Annotated in this window: 15 protein-coding genes; 10 read left to right on the top strand and 5 right to left on the bottom strand. The window is 57.9% G+C overall.

All coding sequences use genetic code 11. The features are described from left to right. Nucleotides 1–397: 397 nt before the first annotated feature. The 6 genes from H9S92_RS07220 to H9S92_RS07195 all read left to right on the top strand — a co-directional run bounded on the left by H9S92_RS07220 (nucleotide 398) and on the right by H9S92_RS07195 (nucleotide 6,797). Nucleotides 398–913: a flavodoxin family protein gene (locus H9S92_RS07220; protein WP_187466041.1), complete on the top strand. Its 516-nt coding sequence runs from the start codon at nucleotides 398–400 to the stop codon at nucleotides 911–913. Between the two features lie 281 nt (nucleotides 914–1,194). Next, a complete protein-coding gene (locus H9S92_RS07215; protein WP_187466040.1) occupies nucleotides 1,195–1,464 on the top strand; it encodes a hypothetical protein in 270 nt (89 codons plus the stop codon). Nucleotides 1,465–1,625: 161 nt separating this feature from the next. Beyond that, nucleotides 1,626–3,626 (top strand): type I pullulanase, encoded by a 2,001-nt coding sequence (pulA, locus tag H9S92_RS07210; RefSeq protein ID WP_187466039.1) that lies wholly within the window; start codon nucleotides 1,626–1,628, stop codon nucleotides 3,624–3,626. A gap of 267 nt (nucleotides 3,627–3,893) precedes the next feature. After that, the gene (locus H9S92_RS07205; protein ID WP_187466038.1) at nucleotides 3,894–5,051 is read left to right on the top strand and encodes a hypothetical protein; all 1,158 of its coding nucleotides are present in this window, start codon (nucleotides 3,894–3,896) and stop codon (nucleotides 5,049–5,051) included. Nucleotides 5,052–5,151: 100 nt separating this feature from the next. Then, entirely contained in the window at nucleotides 5,152–5,751 is a 600-nt protein-coding gene (locus tag H9S92_RS07200) for an acyltransferase (RefSeq protein WP_187466037.1), read from the top strand. Nucleotides 5,752–5,756: 5 nt separating this feature from the next. Continuing rightward, nucleotides 5,757–6,797 (top strand): Gfo/Idh/MocA family protein, encoded by a 1,041-nt coding sequence (locus H9S92_RS07195; protein WP_320055157.1) that lies wholly within the window; start codon nucleotides 5,757–5,759, stop codon nucleotides 6,795–6,797. 131 nt (nucleotides 6,798–6,928) lie between these two features. On the opposite strand, the gene H9S92_RS07190 is transcribed toward H9S92_RS07195, so the two are convergent. The 4 genes from H9S92_RS07190 to H9S92_RS07175 all read right to left on the bottom strand — a co-directional run bounded on the left by H9S92_RS07190 (nucleotide 6,929) and on the right by H9S92_RS07175 (nucleotide 12,570). Then, nucleotides 6,929–10,015, bottom strand: a complete 3,087-nt coding sequence (locus H9S92_RS07190; RefSeq protein WP_187466036.1) for a DUF4961 domain-containing protein — start codon at nucleotides 10,013–10,015, stop codon at nucleotides 6,929–6,931. A gap of 378 nt (nucleotides 10,016–10,393) precedes the next feature. After that, nucleotides 10,394–11,206, bottom strand: coding sequence for an RNA recognition motif domain-containing protein (locus tag H9S92_RS22480; protein WP_187466035.1), 813 nt, complete (start codon nucleotides 11,204–11,206; stop codon nucleotides 10,394–10,396). Between the two features lie 340 nt (nucleotides 11,207–11,546). Next, nucleotides 11,547–11,891: a 2TM domain-containing protein gene (locus tag H9S92_RS07180; protein WP_187466034.1), complete on the bottom strand. Its 345-nt coding sequence runs from the start codon at nucleotides 11,889–11,891 to the stop codon at nucleotides 11,547–11,549. Nucleotides 11,892–11,904: 13 nt separating this feature from the next. After that, complete coding sequence (locus H9S92_RS07175) at nucleotides 11,905–12,570, bottom strand: phosphatidylserine decarboxylase family protein (protein WP_187466033.1); 666 nt, start codon at nucleotides 12,568–12,570, stop codon at nucleotides 11,905–11,907. 342 nt (nucleotides 12,571–12,912) lie between these two features. Here H9S92_RS07175 and H9S92_RS07170 point away from each other — a divergent pair, with 342 nt between their 5' ends. The 3 genes from H9S92_RS07170 (at nucleotide 12,913) to H9S92_RS07160 (ending at nucleotide 15,556) form a co-directional block, all read left to right on the top strand. After that, nucleotides 12,913–13,701: a hypothetical protein gene (locus tag H9S92_RS07170; RefSeq protein WP_187466032.1), complete on the top strand. Its 789-nt coding sequence runs from the start codon at nucleotides 12,913–12,915 to the stop codon at nucleotides 13,699–13,701. A 383-nt stretch (nucleotides 13,702–14,084) separates the two neighbouring features. Beyond that, nucleotides 14,085–14,399 (top strand): transposase, encoded by a 315-nt coding sequence (locus H9S92_RS07165; protein ID WP_187466031.1) that lies wholly within the window; start codon nucleotides 14,085–14,087, stop codon nucleotides 14,397–14,399. Then, nucleotides 14,396–15,556 (top strand): DDE-type integrase/transposase/recombinase, encoded by a 1,161-nt coding sequence (locus H9S92_RS07160; protein ID WP_187466030.1) that lies wholly within the window; start codon nucleotides 14,396–14,398, stop codon nucleotides 15,554–15,556. Before H9S92_RS07165 ends, H9S92_RS07160 begins: the two co-directional genes overlap by 4 nt. Before the next feature lie 294 nt (nucleotides 15,557–15,850). Here H9S92_RS07160 and H9S92_RS07155 read toward each other — a convergent pair whose 3' ends face one another. Next, the gene (locus H9S92_RS07155) at nucleotides 15,851–18,406 is read right to left on the bottom strand and encodes a M14 family zinc carboxypeptidase (RefSeq protein WP_187466029.1); all 2,556 of its coding nucleotides are present in this window, start codon (nucleotides 18,404–18,406) and stop codon (nucleotides 15,851–15,853) included. Nucleotides 18,407–18,586: 180 nt separating this feature from the next. Between H9S92_RS07155 and H9S92_RS07150 the strand changes: the two genes are divergently transcribed. Further along, nucleotides 18,587–20,545, top strand: coding sequence for a GNAT family N-acetyltransferase (locus H9S92_RS07150; RefSeq protein WP_187466028.1), 1,959 nt, complete (start codon nucleotides 18,587–18,589; stop codon nucleotides 20,543–20,545). The last annotated feature ends 16 nt before the right edge of the window (nucleotides 20,546–20,561 follow it).

Genomic DNA, 20,561 nt, shown 5'->3' with positions numbered 1-20,561 from the left:
GCACCATCAGTTAGAGCTTGTCTAAATTTTTATTTCTGATAACCAAGCAGTTTGCTGCTCAGTACTTCGTGCTATGAACCTGGTGTCACAATAAATGGCTTACGTAGTCCACTATGTATACTGGCCTCGCCTCGTACTAACAGGGCACTGTCTCGCTTCGACCGTCGATGCCACCCCAAAGAGATGAGTCTCTCCCCACAAAAGTCTTTACGCGAAATTATTTTTCAGGACTTTGACAGATCAAAGCGAAAATGATTTTATATTTCCGCCTCACTTACGCAATACCCATTTACCCTGCATCAGCAGCCCTCCGCTTGGCTGCTGAGAAGTGATAAACGTAAGGACGATACAGGAATGTTGCAGGTATAATGTAGTTGTGCAATTGAAAAAATGTGAAATGAAAAAGCTAATCATTTTAGGAAGTTCCAGAAAAAATGGCGAAACTAAGAAAGTCGTTTCGGAGTTGATGCGTATATCCGATTGGGACTTAATTGACTTGACTGATTTTAACATTTCTCACTTTGATTATGAACATTTAAACCGCACGGACGATTTCATAGATTTATTGAAACGAATAACTGAAAACTATGACGTGCTGATTTTTGCAACGCCTGTTTATTGGTACTCCATGAGTGGAATAATGAAAGTGTTTTTCGACCGACTGACAGATTTATTGCGCATAGAAAAAGATACCGGACGGAAGTTGAGGGGTAAGTATATGGCGGTTATTAGTTGCTCGAATGGCGACAATTTGGGAGAGATGTTTTGGCTTCCTTTCAAAAAATCGGCTGAATATTTAGGAATGAACTATATAGCTGATTTACATACTTATGAAGGAAGAATGGAGGACGATAAGATTGCTGAATTCAAACAAACCATTGAAGAGAAAACGACGCCAGAACACCGTGTATAAGAGAATAGGGGTTGCAGTTATGCATCAAAGGCCAGGAATTTTAGAGAAGGGTGTAGAGATCACGAATTCCGTGCATCTCAAAAGGAGGTTATCATTGGTGCCTTAGAAACTTGGGAAGTCAAAATTGATAAATTGCCTGAGATGAGGTTTATAAATTGTGAGATGTAAAGGAGTGATCCAAGTACCAACATCCGAAGCGCGTATTGATGTTAATGGCCCAGGCCCCCCCAACCCAACTCCCCTCCACCTCGTTTACCCTCTTACAACTTCTCACTGCATCCATGGCCCGTACCGCTCGCCGTCATTTTTACACCTTCGTTTTCTTTGCACTGTTTGCTTTGGTGTTCACCGCTTTTCTGCTGGTGGCCGGCTACTACTACCTCGCGGGCGCACCCAACGCCAGCCTGCAATCGTTCACGCCGGGGCTGCCCGCGCTGTTCCTGGGCTTCATGGCCCGCAACGAATTCCGGGCCTGGCGGGCGGCGCGGAAAACGGAGGCGCGCTTGAAAGCCAAAGCTGCCGCAGCCGCCGTGGCAGAACGGGTAGGGTAGGGGGCTGTCTTCTCAGACGAACCTTGCTCCTTGTCTTGTCTCCCCCCTTTGGGGGGTCGGGGGGGAGCACCTGCGGCCGCGCCCCAAAAACGCCCCAATTCCTCGCAAATGCTGCTGATTGTCGCGCCAGCCCTACCTTGTAGCCGCTAACCTATCTTGCTATGTCCCGCATCCACCATTTTTTGTCCCTCACTTTGCTGCTGACTATGTTTTTGAGCTGTAAGGAAGACCGCCCGGTGTACGGCGGCCTCGATGAATACCCCGTATATGCCTTTAAAGACCTGGGGGCACGCTACACTCCGGAGGCTACGACCTTCAAACTTTGGTCGCCCGCCGCCCAGGAGGCCCGCGTGCGGCTGTACCTGACGGACGAGCCGACCGAGGAAGCCCAGGAAAGCATCGAGCTCGATGAAATTGACGGGGCCTGGACGGCCAAAGTGGACGGCGATCTAGACGGCCGCTATTACACTTTCCAGATCAAACGCGACGGCAACTGGGGCGTGGAAGCCACCGACCCCTACGCCCGCGCGACGGGCACCAACGGCCTGCGCGGTCAGGTGGTCAACCTCGACGATACCGACCCCGCAGGCTGGGACCAGGATACCCGCCCGCCCCTGGCGGCCCCGACGGACGCCGTTTTGTACGAGCTGCACGTCCGCGATTTCGGCATTGATGAAAATTCGGGCATCCAGCACAAGGGCAAATTCCTGGCCTTCACCGAGCGGGGAACCACCACGCCGCAGGGCATCGTGACGGGCGTAGACCACCTGGTGGAGCTGGGCGTGACCCACGTGCACCTCCTGCCCAGCTTCGACTACATGAGTGTGGATGAATCGCGGCTGGACGAGCCACAGTACAACTGGGGCTACGATCCCCAAAACTACAACGTGCCCGAAGGCAGCTACTCCACTAACCCCAGCGATGGCAAAGCGCGGATCCGGGAGTTCAAGCAAATGGTCCAGGCCCTCCACCGGGCGGGCATCCGGGTGATCATGGATGTGGTCTATAACCACACTGGCCGCTCCGCCGACAGCCATTTTCAGCACCTCATCCCCGACTACTTTTACCGCTTCAAAGAGGATGGCAGCATGAGCGACGCCAGCGCCTGCGGCAACGAAATTGCCAGCGAACGGCCCATGGTGCGCAAATACATCCGCGAATCGGTCAGCTACTGGGTGGAAGAATACCACGTCGATGGCTTCCGCTTTGACCTGATGGGGATTCACGACATCCCGACGATGAACGAGATCAGCCAGTCGCTCCACGCCATCGACTCCAGCATCCTCCTCTACGGCGAGGGCTGGACGGCCGGCACCAGCCCCCTGCCCGATAGCCTGAAGGCCATCAAGGCCAATACGCCCCAGTTGCGGCAGATCGCGGCCTTCAGTGATGACCTGCGGGACGGACTGAAGGGCAGCGTATTCGTCCACGAAGAGCAGGGCTTCGTCTCCGGCGCCAGTGGTAAAGACATGTCCATCCGCTTCGGCATCGTCGCCTCCACCCAACACCCCGGCGTGGTGTACGACAGCGTCAACTACTCCAACGCACCCTGGGCGAAGGTTCCGGCGCAGTGCGTCAACTACGTCAGTTGCCACGACAACCACACGCTCTGGGATCGCCTGGCCATCAGCAACCCCTCCACGCCGCCCAGCCAACGGGAGCAGATGCACCGCCTGGCGCTGGGCATCGTGCTGACTTCCCAGGGGATTCCCTTCCTGCACGCGGGGACGGAAATGTGCCGCACGAAGAACGGCGATGAAAACAGCTATAAATCCGGCGACGCCGTCAATGCCATTCGCTGGAACGCCAAGCAGACACACCGGGTGACCTACGAGTTCGTCCGCCAGCTCATCGCCCTGCGCAAAGCCCACCCGGCTTTCCGGATGCAGACTACCGAGCAACTGCAGCAGCACCTCCGCTTTGTGGATACCGAAGACGATCAGCTCATCGTCTACACCATCACCGATGCGCCGGGGGAAAGCTGGACGAACATTCTCGTGGCGTTCAACGGCAGCGCTGCCAATCGGAAAGTCGAACTGCCCGAAGGCACCTGGAAGCGGGTGGCGGATGGCCGGACAGTGGACCCCGCCGGACTGGGCCGCAGCCTGGAAGGAAGCCTGACGCTGGGGGGCATCGACCTGGCCATTTTGGTAAAAGAATAGGCGGCCATCCTGCGCTGCGGGCTTAATTTTGCGTGAGGTTGAGCCCTTGCAATAATCACAATTAGTTGGTCTTCAACGGCCTTTAGAAGGCTGTTCGGTAGTTTTGCAGTTCGGTAGTAGACAATGCCCCACTACCGAACTACAAAACTACTGAACTACAGAACCATTGCGATCTAACCATCTGAAAATCAGCGAATATCTACGTTGCATACCTCCATCCTGACGTTAATTTTGCTGTTTCCGCATTTCCCAATTCATCCCACCACCATGATTCCGCCATTCCTCCTGGGGCTCTTATTTTTGCTTCTCGCCTGGTGGATGCGCCAGAAGGCGAAGGCCTGGCACCGCTGGGCCATCGCGCCTTTGGTCACCGGGGCCCTGATCCTGCTGTTTACCTTCACCGTGAAGTACCAGGACGTGGCGAAGGTCCAGGCCAGGCACGACCTCGACACTTTGCTGGAGGAATTGCGCCGCCCCGACCTGTGGGAAGCCAACGACCTCACCAACCGCGAAGAATTGTTGTTTCTGGCCTCCACGGGAAGCGGTGCCCTCTACCGGATGCTGGAACACGCCCCCGAGCGCAAGCCCGCGATCGACTCTACCCTCCGCCAACTGGCCGAGTGGGTGAGCGACCGGGGCAACTTCCGGCAGTGGCGGGGCGGGACCGACCTGGACCGGGAGGTGTTTTTCCTGGCCCACGCCGGGGCTGTCTTGGGCCACTACCAGCTGGCCACCCGCGAGGAAAGCTACGCGGCCAGCTTCCAGAAGATGGGTGAACACCTCGGCAAACGCCTCCAGCGCGCCCGCTATAAGCACCTGATCAGCCGCGACGACGAGGAATATTTTCGTCCGGCGGACAACGCAGCGGCCCTTTACACCCTTTCCCTATACGAAAGCTATTACGCTACGCAGTACCTGGAACCCTCGTTTACCGACTGGGCCAACTACCTGACGACCGAACTGTACTTCGAAGAATCGCGCCTGCCCTGCGCCGCCTTCAGTGCCACCAACCGCTGCCAGCTGGGCCCCAACGCTACGGCTACCGGGCTCTACATCGCCTACCGCGCGGCGGCCGCCCCCGCGCAGGTGGACAGCGACATTCCCTGGCAGGAATGGCTGCACTATTTCAAGCGGACTTCCCTGAGCCCCTTTACCCTGCGCCTGCGGTCCAACATGCGGGCGGGTGAGCCGGTGCGCTTTTGCAACCAGGGCGCTGCGCCGCTCGACTGCGAATACTACGAAAGTGCAGTTGGCCTCTGGGCGGCGGCGGAGTACGGTGCGGGCTATTCCTACTTTCGTTTCTTCGGTACGGAAGTGCTGCGGCGGTGGTTGCAATCTAAGCCCAACTACGCCGCTTTTCGGCCACCCCGGCGGGCTCCTTTGCTCATCCGGGTGTCCTTGCGCACACTGGGGGAAGCGAAGTAATTGCTTTCTTTGCTCCTCGTCCCATCTCCCCCCTTCGGGGGGGCGGGGGGGAGCACCTGCGACCGCGCCCATTTTTTTATCAACTTCAACTCCCTCCGCCATGGCTACCATTCACCCCAGCGCCATCGTTGACTCCGGCGCCCGCATTGGCAACAATACCCGGGTTTGGCATTTTTGCCACCTGATGGCGGGCTGCGAGATCGGCGAAAATTGCAGCCTCGGGCAAAACGTTTTTGTGGCTACGGGCGTGCGCCTGGGCAACAACTGCAAGGTGCAGAACAACGTGAGTCTGTACGAGGGTGTGACCTGCGGCGATGACGTATTTATTGGCCCTTCGGCCGTGTTTACCAACGTGCTCAATCCCCGCGCCGCCGTTAATCGCCGCGATGAGTACCGCCCGACGCTGCTCGAAGACGGGGTCACCATCGGGGCCAACGCCGTCATCGTGTGTGGCGTGCGCCTGGCTCACCACGCTTTCGTGGGGGCGGGGAGTGTGGTGACCAAAGACGTGGCTCCCTTCGCGCTGGTGGTGGGCAATCCCGCCCGGCAGATTGGCTGGATGAGCGTAGCCGGGGGCCGCCTGCACTTCAACGAGGCGGGACGGGCCATCTGTCCGGTCACCCAGCAGGTGTACCGCCTGGATGGCGACAAAGTGTTCCGCCACATCGATCCCGATCACCCCTTCCCTAAGAAAAACTAAGCACCATCGCTACGCTAGCTCCCATTCGTTTTCTGATTGTTGGCCTGGGGCACATCGGCCGCCGGCACGCTACTCTGGTGGCTGCGCATCCGGCGGCGGAGGTGGTGGCCATTTGCGATGTCCTTCCCCCCCGCCAGCTGGCCTGGCCGGAGGGTGTACCCGCAGCAGTTCCCCTTTTTGCTGCCCTGGAGGACTTCCTGGCCGCTGGGCTGGCCGCCGACGTCGCTTGCATCTGCACCCCCAACGGCTTGCACGCCGCCCAGGCCGAACTGCTCCTGCGGGCGGGCCTGCACGTGGTGGTCGAAAAACCCCTCGCACTGACCGTCGCAGGTGCGGATGCCATCATTGAAACGGCCCGCGCGGCCGGCCGCCACGTCTTTGGCGTGATGCAAAATCGCTACAGCCCGGCCTCGGCCTGGCTGAAGGAACAGCTGGAGCAGGAACGCCTGGGGGAAATCCTGCAAGTTCACCTCAATTGCTTCTGGAACCGCGATCACCGCTATTACACGGTGCCGCCCGACGGCCGCCCCCACCCCTGGCACGGCGACGAAGCACTGGACGGCGGCGTACTCTTTACCCAGTTTGCCCACTTCGTCGATCTTCTTTGCTGGTGCTTCGGGCCGGTGGAAGTGGCCTCCGCCCGCTTTGCCAACCAGCAACACCAGGGCCTGCACCGTTTCGCCGACGCCGGCACCGTACACTATTCCCTGGCTGGTGGCGCACTCGGCACCCTCAACTTCAGCACCGCCATCTGGGACCGCAATTTTGAGTCTACCCTCATCGTCATCGGGTCAAAAGGCACGGTAAAACTCGGTGGCCAGTACATGAACGAAGTGCGGTACTGCCACGTCGAAGGCCTGCTTCCGCCCGACCTACCCGCCAGCAGCCCGGCCAACAACTACGGCCCCTACGCAGGCTCGGCCGCCAACCACCACTTCGTCATCGACAACGTCATCGACGTCCTCCACGGCAAAGCCACCGTAGCCACTACCGCCGAAGAAGGCCGGCAGGTGGTGGCTACGATTGTGGCGATGTATGGAGTTTAGTAGTTCATAGTTCATAGTTCATAGTTCATAGTTCATAGTTCATAGTTCATAGTTCATTAGCTACCAGTAAACTATGAACTACCGACTACTGAACTACTGAACTACTGAACTATGAACTACCGACTACTGAACTACTGAACTACAACCTTCTGCACCGCACTACCCACGCCGTCTTCCACCCGCAGGAAGTAAAGGCCAGCGGGTAGGTCCGTACGCAACGGGAGGCTTTGGTTGCCGGCGCTGAGCTGCCCCTGGTAGAGGCGGGAGAGCCGGCGTCCGCTCAGGTCCAGCACGTCAATGGCTACGTTGCCCGCCCGCTCGAGGTGGAAACTGACCCGCAGAGGACCATTGCTGGGGTTGGGATCAACCCGCAACTGAAGCCGCGCCACGGCGGCCTGGTTGGTGGAGGTGCCGATGTTGCCACCGCCGCGGGCGATGGGACGGGAGAGGTAGAGGTGAAACTCTCCCGGGGCCAATTGCAGGGCAGCGTTGGGGTCAGTGACGGTAATGGTTTCGCCGGTTTCGTAGTCGTACCACGTGCCCGCGCTCGGCCAGATGCCCGTTGCGCTGAGGGGGGTGATGCCGAAGTTGCCCACAATGGCCACTTCGCCATCCGTGCCAGAGAGTTGCACGATCTTATCGGGCGTAGCGAGGCGTTGTTTTACGACGGTGCCGTGGAAGAAGTCGTAGTTGTTGCGCAGGTAAAGCAAATCGGCAATCCAGTTGTATACCTGTTGCCGCGCGGGCTCTTCCCGGTAGTCCCAGCGAATGGGCTTGGGGTCGGTGCGGCAGCCGTTGTTGATGCCCCCGTTGTTGGGGCACTGGTTGATGCTGAAGTCGTAACCCAGTTCGCCGAACTGCCAGAGCATTTTCGGGCCGGGCATGGGGTAGAAGAAGGTGCTCGCCAGTTGGACGCGGTCGAGGCCCGTGTTGACGTTGCGGATGTTGTAGGTGCCCGCGCTGCGGCCAAACTGCCGGTTTTTGTACTGCATCCGCTCTTCGTCGTGACTTTCCATGTAGGCCACCAGGCTGCGGTCGCTGAAGCCCCGGTTGCTGGCCAGCACCTGGCTGAAATTGCTGGAAGCCCCCAGGGATCCCTCCAGGTATTGGTTGTGCGGCTCGAAGCCCGACCAGAAGTACATCCCGTTGCCGTACTGGGCCAGCTCCTCTTCCTCGCGGCTTTCCGCCAGGTGTTCCATAATCACGTAGGTCTCTGGGTCGATGCTCCAGATGTGGTCGGCGTAATCCTTTAGCGTGGCGATGCGGCCAGCGTCGTAGCGGTTCCAGGCCCCTACGTCGTTGCCCGTATTGGTCTGGGTAAAACCTTTACTGAGGTCGAAGCGGAAACCATCGAAGCGGAACTCCTCGATCCAGTACTGAATACCTACTTTCAGGTACTCTTTCGTCAGGGGGCTTTCGTGGTTGAAGTCGTAGCCCACGTTAAAGGGGTGGCGGGCGGTCACGTTGAGGTAAGGGTTCTCGGGCGTGGGGCGGAAATTGGCTTCGTCCCACCACATCCGCGCCAGGGAAGACTGCCCGAAGGCGTGGTTGTAGACCACGTCCAGCACCACGGCCATTCCGCGGGAGTGGCAGGCGTCAATGAGGGCTTTGAGGTCGTTGGGGCTGCCGTAGTACTTATCCAGGGCCATGTGGAAACTCACGTTGTAGCCCCAGCTGATGTTGCCCTCGAATTCATTGAGTGGCATAAATTCGATGGTGTTTACGCCCAGGCGCTGCAGGTAATCGAGGGTGTCCTGCAGCGATTTGAAGCTGTGGTCTTCCAGAAAATCGCGGACGAGCAGTTCGTACACCACCATTTTTTTCGGATCAGGCCGCTCGTAGTCATTGGTTTCCCAGACGTATTCGGGCGCGGAACGCAGGTGCCAGGAAAGGATACCAGTAGTAGCAGTGCTGGGGTAATCGGGGATGCCCGCAAAGGTCGTCTCTTCGATGAATGGATCGTTGTTGGGGTCCAGCACGAGGGTGCTGAAGGGATCCGGCTGGCGGATGTTCCCGTCAATGAGGTACTGGTAGATCAGGTCTTCGTCGGGCTCCAGTCCGCTGACGGTAAGCCAGAAGGTGGTGTCGTTGGCCGACTTCTTCATGCGGCTGGCGGCCGTTGGTTGCCAGTTGTTGAAGTTGCCGATGACGAAGACGTCGTCTTTACCCGGTGCCCGCAGTTGGAGCAGGACGTCGCCGTTGTCCAGGTCCACCGCGCCGGGCCGGAATCCTGCCGGTGGCTCGGCTACCTCCGGGCTGCCGGTAACGAAGGTGACCTGGTCGGTGGCCGTCTCGCCCTGGTAGGTGCTCGTCAGCGTGTAGGTCGTTACCGCCGCGTTGGGCAGGGTCACCTGCTGGCTGAAGGTGCTGGCTGCTCCCGTAAATACCGTGTTGGTGCCGTCGCTGATGGAAAGATCGGTGGCCAGGTAGCTCGTTCCGGCCAGCGTGACGGTGCTGCCTGCGGTGGCATTGGTGATGCCGGTGCTGGGCTGGGTGAATTCCGCTTCCAGGCGGGCGGTGATCGCGAAGGAATCTACGGCCGTTTGTCCGTCCCCCGTGCGGGCCACGAAGCGGATGTTGTGCAATCCGGAGGTCGTGAAGACCAGGTCGGCGGGCAGTTCTACGCCGGTTGTGGATGCCACCAGCGCGGCGTTGTCATAAATTTCCAGGGTTGCTTCGCGGGTAGCGCCGAGGAGGACGGGCAGGGGCCTGCCGAGGGGCCAGGTGGCTTGGCCAGGGTCCCCTACCACGGTAATGCCCAGCGCGCCGCCGCCGGCACTGACGTCCACAAAAATATCGGCGTTGCCCGAAGCTTTGCCTTCCCGGGTTCCGTCGGCGTTGCGGAAAACGAAAGCGATGCGCTGGATGACTTCCGCCGCCGGCACCCCGAAGTATTCCCGGATGCTGGGGCCAAAAGTGTACGTAAACTTATTGGGCTGCCCGGCCACCGGAGTCAGCCTCCAGGCGGCATTGGCCACGCCCCAGGTGGTCTGGACGTATTTCCAATCACTGGGACTGGTGCTGTTGTTCGTGATGACGCCGGTGTGCAGGTAGATGTCGCAGCCGCAGTTGGCCAATCCCGCATTGCCCTGGGTGGCATCAAAAGTGATGGTCACCGCCCGGTCGTCGGTCGGGGCGGCCGGGTCCGTAATGATCAGCTGGGCCCAGAGCCCGGCGGAAAAAAGGGTGAGAACGAGGAATAAAAAATAACGTTGCATGATGGTACGGATTGGGGAAGGTAGAGGGCAGGAGGGAAGAACAACTAACCGTTCCTGGCCGGGCACTCAGATGGTTTTGCCTAATGCCAACGGACAAGCCTTGCCCGGGCGGCGGATGTTAATGCGCACTAAGGTAATCAGTCCCCGGCGCTTACGCCACCTTCTTAAGGCGGCAGTACGTCAAATGAGGAAAAAAAAGTGGTGGGCGTAGACTGGGCCTTGGGGTAAGCAAGCTGGTGTTGCTGGGGGCTGGGGATGCCAGGGGCGCTTGCTGGCGGGTTTACGAAGGGGCAAAAAACACGAACACCCACCGCCACGGGAGTGGGGTGGGTGTTCGAATTCGTTGGTCAGGCCCGGGTTAATGGGCTGAAGATCGATCTATTCGCCGTCTTCGTTGTAGGAACGGAAGTCGTCGCTGCGGGATACCCGGGGGCGACGGGTTGGGCCGTAGTTGTTGTAGTTGTTGCGTCCTTCGAAGTCGTCGCCGTCGTTAGAAGCATCGCGATCGAAGCTGCGACCACGGTCGTAGCGTCCGCCGCCGTCGTCGTTGCGGTCGAAGCTGCGACCTCCGCCGCCGCGTCCGCCACGGTCAAAGCCGCCGCCGCCGCGTCCGCCGCGATCGAAACCGCCGCCGCCGCCGCGTCCGCCGCGATCAAAGCCACCGCCACCGCTGCGACCGCCGCCGTAGCCACCGCCGCCGCCGCGCTCGTAGCCACCGCCGCCGCTTCCGCCGCGCTCGTAGCCACCGCCGCCGCTTCCGCCGCGTTCGTAGCCGCCACCGCCGCTGCCGCCGCCGTAGCCGCCACCGCCGCTGCCGCCACGGTAGCCACCGCCACCGCCGCCTGCACCGCCACGGTAGCCACCGCCACCGCCGCCTGCACCGCCACGGTAGCCACCGCCACCGCCGCCTGCGCCGCCACGGAAGCCGCCGCCGCCGCCTTCGCCGCCGCCGGGCCGATCGTTAACCTTAACTACGATGGTGCGACCGTCGAGTTCGGTCTGGTCCAGGGCTTCGATGGCCGCCTTGGCTTCCTCATCATTCGGCATTTCTACAAAGCCGAACCCGCGCGAGCGACCAGTTTCCCGGTCGAGGATAATTTTAACTGTCTCAACCTCTCCGTAGGCGCTGAAGGTATTCTGGAGGGTATCTTCGTCAGTATCCCAGCTAAGCCGGGCAACAAATAAGTTCATAACAACAAGGAAAAAATGAAAAAAAGAGATGGAATATTAGAACAGCGGGAAATGACAGAGGCAAAGCTGGATGGATAGAAAGCAAAGGAAAAGTCTCTAAAGATTTAGAAGTGCCTGCTCAAAAGCCGCTCGTAAAAGCATTACTGTAACAAATTTAGCTGCGGAAGTTCACAACCAACCACAAACTTAGGGGATATTTTGGTGGTAAACATGGATTTTATGGAAAACTTTGCCTAACGGGGCGGCTTTTCTGCGTTCCCGGCTCCTCCGTCCCCTTCCCCGGCACCTGCGGCCGCGCCCAACTTCTGCGCCTGCTCCCCGGGAATGGCCCCACTCGCAGTTAAACCAGGTCCTCGTCGCGGTAAGGACGGGCATCAAGCTCGCGGAGTTTCAGCGGCTCGGGGCGATCGCGCAAATCGGGCAGGGGGCCCGAGAACTCCTGATCGGTAGGGTGGGCCTCATCGGGGTCGCGCAACGGGCCGTAGAGGCTCAGCGCCTGCATGGCCACGCCGATGCCCCAGCCCATAATGGGCCACATCGCCCACGAACCCGGGCCGGAAATGGTATCCAGAACAATGAAGAAGACCGACATGACCAGGTAGGTACGCAAGTGACGCTTGAAGTCGATCTGCTTCTCGCGGAGGGTTTTTTGTTCGTACTTGACCTTTTTTGCTTTGCGGCTCATGGGTAGAGTGATTTTAGCTTACAAGGCGGGCAATGACGGTGCGGTTGCCTTTCACCTTCTGATTCAGGGAGACCTCAATTTTGGTGCCCAGGGGCAGAAAAATATCCACCCGGCTGCCAAATTTGATGAAACCGAAGTCTTCGCCCTGGCGGACGGACTGCCCGACTTCCAGATAGTTCTTGATCCGTTTCGCAAGGGCCCCGGCAATCTGTCGCAGCAGAATTTCGGTCCTGCCATTATGGATCACTACCGTGGTGCGCTCGTTTTCCGTACTGCTCTTGGGGTGCCAGGCAACGAGGTACTTGCCAGGGTGGTAGGCGTTATAAGTCACTTTTCCACTGACGGGACTGCGGTTAACGTGGACGTTGACCGGAGACATGAAGATGCTCACCTGCAAGCGGCGATCGTGAAAGTATTCTCCTTCCACCGCTTCCTCAATCACCACCACTTTACCATCGGCCGGGGCATACACCAGGTTGTCGTCTTCTAACGGCACCAAGCGCAACGGATTGCGGAAAAACTGCAAAATGATCAGGTAAAAGGCTACGCCCAGGCCAGCGGCCAGCCAAACCCACGCGGGAGCGAGCCAGAAAACGATGGCCGTGATCGCCACCAGAACCAGGAAGAGCAGCAGGAGAAGTTTTTGGCCTTCCGAGTGAATGCGAAATGGGCTTTTCAAAACAGTTGGATTTATGCTTGGCGCAAATATACCTGAACCGGGTGGATGCGCCACGTCCGGCAAAGGGAATGCGGATGCGGAATCCCCTGGCCTCACGTCCCTTATAACGTCCTAAGCCAGACATCGTTCTCTGCCCACACCGCCCCCGACACTAATGAAAGAGCAAACTAGTGGTCTGGCGTATGGATAAGTCACAAATAATTGTAACCAAAAAAGTTAAATTCTGCCTTTTTCATTGACTTTGCTAATTTTTTTCAAGAAAAAGCGAAAAATTATTTGTTTTAAACTTGATTTTTATTGCAACATCCTGTATTTTTGTTTTGTCAACAGCAGTTTTCCAACATGGAACTAACAATTCTGATCAGTAAGAAAGGTACCCGGGTGGTAAAAGCAACGGATCTTCACCGGGCGCTGGATCTGGCCGACCACCACTACCAAAACAACGTACGGCAGTGGCTGAAGGACGTTTACCTCTTCGCCGACGGCATCCGCCGCCCCGAGGGCCTCAGAGATTACGCCCGTTCACCCCAGACGAAAGGGGAGTTGGTGCAGGAATACTACCTCCAGATCGAATTTGCCAAACTCATCGCCCTGGCATCCAAATCCCGGCTAAAACAAGCGGTAGCCACCAAGCTCAGGAAGGAGGAAGCGGTGTACCCCGAAACGGTCCAACTTTCCGTAGCGGAAACCCTGGAATTGCTGGAACAAACCAAGGCCATGGCCCGCATCAGCTGCCAGAAAGCCGCAGAACACCGCCACCTGGCGTACTACACCTCACGCCGTCAGGACGGATCTTACTGGAACCTCTTCCGCCGGGAACAAGTCGTATTCACTACCGTGGCCGAACTCAGGGAGCAACTCCAAAAATCCGGGCAAAAAAGCAGTGCGCGCCATGACTTGCGCGACTTGCTGACCCTCGTAGCACCGCTCGAACTGATCCGCATCGGGATCGTCGATCACTACGCCGCCCTGGGTAATTCCCTGCCCTACGCCCAGCAAATGGGCAAGCTGGCCCTGGAGCTGGCCCGGCAGCTGCGCCTGGAAATCGTTGACGACCGGCAAGGGGACCTTCTCTTTGCACCGCCCGCTGACGCGGAAGTTGTTCGCCAGTTGCAACGGGTGGCGGCTTGAGAGGGGCTCCTGCGAAGCTTGTTTGAACCACTAAGGATAGGCTGTCTAATCTAATGGGTTTAACCCGTGCGCGCTTTAGGGGCCTGGACCGCCTAGGTTGAGACCCTCTGTGTCGATCCAGCTAATCACGGTGCCTCCCTAGGTTGAGACCCTCTGTGTCGATCCAGCTAAGTACATTGGCGTATTCTCCTACGACCCAGAGGGTTTCGACCTATTAAGCGCTTGAGCCTCCCCGGTTGGCCAAAGTGAGTACGGCTGCGGCCTGGCTAATTAGACAGCCTACCACTAAGGACACGAAGAGGTGCTAAGATTGGGGAGTCGCCTGGACTAGCCCCCTAATACCTTGGACAAATTCCTCCTAACTTTATAGGAGACTTTTGACCATGAAGAAACGCAAATTCCACACCGCCGAGGAGAAGCAATTCATCCTCGCTCAAGGTGACGCTAACGGCGTTGCTCAAACCTGCCGCGAGCACGGCATCGCTAATTCCTTGTACTACAGGTGGTCCAAGATTCTGAAGGAGAACGGTCCCGAGGGGCTGGCAGGCAAACGTAGCTCCCCTAGCCCAGAGATGGCAGAGTTGGCGCAGATGAAGTCTGAAAACGCCCTGCTTAAACGGCTTTTGGCGGAGAAAGAGATGGAGCTCAGCCTGGCCAAGGATCTGATAAAAAAAAAGTCCTTGACCGCTACGAAATGATACAGCTCATCACCAAGTACGCCCACCTGGGGTTGGCTGTCGTCAAAGCATTGGCCGTGGTGGGACTACCTAAAAGCAGTTACTACTTCCAGCTCAAGGTAGAGACCAGCAGCGTTGTCGGCCACCCTGGCCGGAAGGCTCCTGGCTTTACATTGCGTTACGTAGCGGGCGAGTGGATCAAGGTGGAGGATACCGTTGTGATCGAGTTCCTGCAGACACTGCTGGACCAACCTTTGATCGACTACGGGTACCGGAAATGCCACAGCGCGCTGGGCAATGAATGCTACCATATCAACCACAAAAAAGTCTATCGCTTAATGAAAGATGCTGGACTACTGCGGGGCGCTCGTATCCAGACCACGGGTAAGGCGGACCGTGCCGGTGGCAGAATGGTTCGCCCCGAAGCTCCTTTTGTCTTCTTGGAAATGGACATTAAGTACCTGTATATCAAGGGAAAAGGTCGGGCCATATTCTTGCTCACCATCATCGACACACACTCCAGGTACGCGCTCGATTACAGCCTTGGGTATCAAATGACGCAACACGAGGTCAAGGCGCTCTGGCAACGCGCCCTGAGTCAGGAGGTCTTCCGGGACTATGGACCTGACGAGGTAGGCAATGTGAGGGTACGCAACGATAATGGTTCACAGTTCATCGCCAAAAGCGTCCAAGCGTTCTTCGCGGACCAGGGCATTGCTCAGGAGTTTACCCACGTTGCCACACCGGAGGAGAACGCCCATATCGAGAGTTTTCACAGCATCTTGGAAGAAGCCATTGAAGGGCTTGACTTCGAGGACCGTGTCGACCTCGCCGAGTGGCTCAAGACGTTCTATGTGTTCTACAATAACAAACGCCTCCATTCCAGCATCTGCGACCTGTCACCAGCCCGTTTTTTGCTAGCCTGGAAGCATGACCTGATTGGCCACGACCAAAAACAAGGCCGCTTGATTTTCTACCTCAAGATCAAGCGTTACCTTTTGGCCGAGACGCTGGAAGAGATTACTACTTCTTCCCCCGATAATGACTTGACCGACGAGCTGTCGGGGGGTGACGGAACGGATGCCCCTCACGAAGTAAAGGGGGCATCCGTTCCGGCAGCCGCCAACAGCGATTTGATGCTACAGAACAACCCGGCAACGGCCGGAGAACCCTCCTAAACTATTTCATCACACTGTCCAAGAAATAGGGGGCCAGACCATCGCCGTACAACTGCTCGACCATTTTGAACTACTAAGTACACGGAGTTTTGGAGCAGTAGTGGTCGAGGCGTTGTACGCCGAATAAGGACAGTGGTCGACGTAGAACCTCTTTACCTCACATGTCCACAAACTCCAAGTAACTCCATGTTTTACTCCATGCAACTCCCTGGGCTTATAACCGCAGCCGGACCGGAGGTCCGGAACCGATCTACCAACTCCCTGGGCTAAAGTAGTAAGCTCCCTGGGCCCACCTTATTCGGTGGTACTCCCATCAACCGTAGCGCCAAAGAAAATAGCATTAAGGAACACGCGGTTGGTGCCGTACCAGTGCCCCCGGAAGTTGGGGTTGTCGGCAAAAGAGATGGTCCGTCCGCCTCCGATGCCGCTGACCACTACGGCGGCGGTATTCGACAGCTGCTGTTCAAACCCCCGGGGAGAGTAGCCACTCAAGAGCGCTTTTTCGCGGTACATCAGCGGGGAGGCGTAGGCATTGCTGCTGGGTTCAAACAGCAGCGTGCTCCGCTTGAAGACGGGGATTTCCGGTCGGCGCATCCCGAAGAGCAGGGGGTGGGTCAGGTCACCCTGGGCCTGGAAAATGGCTCCGCCGAGGACTTTTCCGCCACTGTCCTTTTCCGCGCTGGCGTAGGCCCGGCGGGTGTTATCGTTACGGTCGGGGTCTGGAGCAACGCGGGTACGTACGTTGGCCAGGCCATTGGCTGCGGCCCAGCTGGAGGCCCTTTTTTGGGTGATGAGGACGTTGCCCGGACCAAGCCAGCGCTTGAGGGCTTCGGTACCCGCTGCACCAAGGTCGTTGTAGGATCCATCGACCATAATGATCGTGTTGTAGCGGCTCAGATCGGTGCGGCCCACACGGGAGAGGGGCAATTTGGTGATGGGGATCCCGAAGCGCTGGTCGAGCAAGTGCCAGGTTTCGCCAGCGTCGTAGCTGCTGACACCGCCATCGATGAGGAGGGCAATTTTGGGCTGGCGGAGGGGCTGGTAGGCATCGCGGCTGCCCAACATGAGTCCTTCGGCCACGGTGCCGGTGCTTACGGGCGTGAATGCCAGGTGGGTGTTGCCTTCAACTTCATTGATCAGGCGGTGCAGTTCGGCCGGGTCCATGGTTTGGTTGTTCGCCACGGGAACCATGATGGTGCCCCGGCTGAAAGACTGTCCGTCAGCCGCCCGGAAGGGGCGGCTGCTGACTTTCACGTTGACGCCGGCGGCGAGGAGCTGGTAGAGCGCTTTGGCGGCGTAGTAATCGTCCCAGCTCAGCAAATAGGCGTAGTCGGCCGGCGCGGAGGTGGGCACGGACTGGATGCTGACGTTGGGAATATGCTGCCACTTGCCGTTTCTGGGCGCGCCCGTGGTCACCCGCTCGTAAGGCAGGTTGTAGGCGTGGGGCATTACGAAGGTCGAAACGTCGTAAAAAAGGCTGTCTTCGAAGGTGGTGATGGGATCAAAGATGGCCTTGGTGAAGGGAGTTTCGGGGACGAAATAGCGGGGGGCGTTGCGGCCCGGACCGTCTTGGCGGATGTCGACCTGGTGGCGCTGGAGCATTTGGATGAACTCCCGGGTGCGGCCCGCGTCGCCATCGGCGTCCACTAGGTAGCCATTGCTCGTGACGTTTTGGGCCAGGTGGAACTCCCGCTGGTAGGTGAGCAGGTTGTTGCGCAGGTCGGCAAAGGCCGCGTGGGTGCTCAGGGCCGTAGCTACCTGGTTGCGGATGGTGAAGGCGAAACTCAGCAGGCCGTTTTCGGTCTCCTGCAGGTGCCCGCGGGAACTGGCCTGCTCGAAGAGGATGCCGACGCAGCCGTTGATGTCGGGGTAGGTGGATCCCTTGCCGTAGTAAAAGTCGTCGTAGCCCTCGCCGGAGTAGTAGAGGGAGCCGATCTCATCTAGGGCGGCGGCGTGGTACTGCCCGATTTTGTAGGTGAGTTCCTGGTTGATTTTCGGCGTCAGGGGATGGACGCGGGTGGGCTCGCCGGGCATGAAAAAGAAGGTGGCATCTTTGCCCATTTCGTGGTGATCGGTCAGCACGTTGGGCTTCCACTTGTGGAACTGGGCAATGCGGGCGCGGCTTTCGGGGTGCTGGACGGGGAGCCAGTCGCGGTTGAGGTCAAACCAGTAGTGGTTGGTGCGGCCGCCGGGGAAGGCTTCGCTGTACTCGCGGTCGGCCCCGTCGGCGGTCAGGTTTTTGTTTTTGTGGACATTGGCCCAGCTGGCGAAGCGGTTAAAGCCGTCGGGGTTGTAACAGGGGTCGAAGAGGACGATGTTGTTGTCCAGGAGTTTGCCGACGGCGCTGGCGGGCGCGGCGGCCAGGTAGTAGGCCACCAGCGGGGCGGCGTTGCCCCCGCTGGCTTCGTTGCCGTGGATGCTGAAACCCTGGTAGAGGATGGCGGGAATTTCGTCGATCATGTTGGCTTTTACCGCAGAGTTGCGGTCGTTCCAGCCAAGGTGTTTTTCGCGCAGTTCCCCGAGCTTGGCGTGGTTGGCCGGGCTGGTGAAGATGAGGTTGACTAGGGGTCGGTCTTCGTAAGTGCGGCCAATTTCTTCCAGCACAATGCGGTCACTCTGGCTGGCCAGCAGGCGCATATAGGCCAGCTGAAGATCGTGGCTCAGGTGCCAATCGCCAATCTGCCAGCCCAGAAACTCCTCGGGCGTGGTAATGGCCGGGTTGTAATCCAGCGCGGGCAGGTAGTACGTCAGGGGGCGCGGGGCCTCGGAGTTGCTGGTTTGCCCGGGCAGTGGGGCGCTGACGCAGGTGCAAAGGAAGAGGAGAAGAGCAAAGATCGGGTACGCGCGCACGGCAGGAGCATTTGGTTCGGGCCGGAAGATAGGGGTAAATTGAAAAGTACAACCCAGCTGGCAAATCAGGCGACTTACTTTGCTTTCACCGGGGCCAACTCCGCACCTGCGGCCGCGCCCAATTGTTCGTATTATTGCGCTTGCGCAGACCAACGACGCCCGCTATCCCCTTTTTACCGTATGCAACTTGATATTCGAAAAGCCGCCCCGGAAGACCTGTCTTTCCTCGATCATCTGGAGCGGGAGGCGTTTTTGCCGCACCAGCGCAACGCAAAAAAGAACCTGGCGCGGGCCATCACCAGCGATTTTCAGGACGTACTCATCGCCGAAAGCACCGGGGAGCCGCGCCGTCCGGTGGGCGCACTCATCCTTTTTAAATACCGCAAAACGCTGCGGATTTACTCCATCGCCACCCTGCCGGAATGTCAGGGACAGGGGGTGGGCGACGCCCTGCTGCACCAAGCCCGTGAGTTGGCCACCCGCAACGGCTACCAAAAACTGGCCATCGAAGCCCGCGCCGACCACGCCAAGCTGCTCGCATGGTACGCCAAACGCGGGTTTCAAAAGGTCGGCACCCTTCCCGATTACTATGGCCCGGGCCACCACGCCGTGAAAATGGAACTCAAAATCGACCCGCCCGCGAAGGGCAAAAAGATGAGCAACGTTATCGTCATCAACCAGCCCATTACCTGGACTTTCCCCGACGTAAACGCCAAGGTCATCTCCGTCAAAGAATACATCAATAATCCGGTCTACCATTCCGATAACGACCTGCGGATTTTCAACCTCTGCAGTTCCTACCGCTACCAGAGCTACGGCTACTACGTGTCGCTGCTGGCTTCCGCCCGCGGGCAACGCATCATCCCCAGCACCCTCACGATCCGGGACTTTAAGATTTTCAACGTCATTAAATCTGTTGCCTACGACGTAGACGAGGCCATCAATAAGGCCCTGCGCAAGGTGAACGGCAATGATTTTTCTCTCCACATCTACTTCGGACGTTCCAACACCAAGGGCTACAACGGCCTGGCCCGTAAACTCTACCAGCTTTTTGAGGCACCGCTTTTTGAGGTCCATTTCGTCCGCCACGATAAATGGATGATCAAGGACATGAAAGTGCTGAGCATCAATAAATTGCCGGAGCAGGACCTCGCCCCGATGTACGCAGCGGCAAAAAAGTATTTCAGCAAAAAGCGCTTCAATAAAACCAAACTGGTTAATTATAAATACGATATTGCCATTCTGGTGGACCCCTCGGAAGATACGCCCCCTTCGTGCCCCCGGGCGCTGAAGAAATTCAAGGAAATGGCCAACCGCCGGGGCCTTTACGTAGAATTTATTACGCGTGCGGACGCCGATAAGATCAATGAATTTGACGCACTTTTCATCCGCGCCACCACCAACGTCAACGATTACACTTACGAATTTTCGCGCATGGCCTACGCTGAAGGCCTGGTGGTGATGGATGACCCGTGGTCAATCCTCAAATGCTCCAACAAAATATACCAGAACGAGATATTTCGGAAACACAAAATCCTCACCCCCGCCACCACCATTTTTACCAAAAATCTCTTTACTAAAAAAGACCTGGAAGGGATGAATTTCCCCTTGGTGCTCAAGCAGCCCGATAGCGCGTTTTCCCTGGGCATCACCAAAGTCGCCACGGCGCGGGAGGCCGCCGACGCGCTGCGGGAATTGTTCAAAAAATCGGATATGGTGGTGTGCCAGGAATTTTTGTATTCCGATTTCGACTGGCGCATCGGCATCATGAACAACCAAGCCATCTTTGCCTGCAAGTACTACATGTCCAAAGGCCACTGGCAGATCTATAACTGGAAAGGGGAGGCCGAAGAAACCTCCGGAGATTCGGAAACCCTGCCCATTGAGGCCGTTCCCGCCGTAGTGGTAAAAACTGCACTGAAGGCCGCCGCCTTGATCGGTGATGGCCTGTACGGCGTTGACCTGAAGATGATCGACGGCAAAGTCTACGTCGTAGAGGTCAATGACAACCCCAACATTGACGTTGGCATCGAAGACGTCGTTCTGGGCGATAAACTCTACGCCCTCATCATCGATGCCCTCTACGACCGTATCGAGGTGGCCAAGAACATCCGTAGGATTGATTTTGGGAGGGGGTAAATGAGGTGGCTTTTGC

The sequence above is a fragment of the Neolewinella lacunae genome, assembly GCF_014349155.1.
GTDB classification, from domain to species: Bacteria; Bacteroidota; Bacteroidia; order Chitinophagales; family Saprospiraceae; genus Neolewinella; species Neolewinella lacunae.
This window is presented reverse-complemented; position numbering and strand designations above follow the sequence as displayed.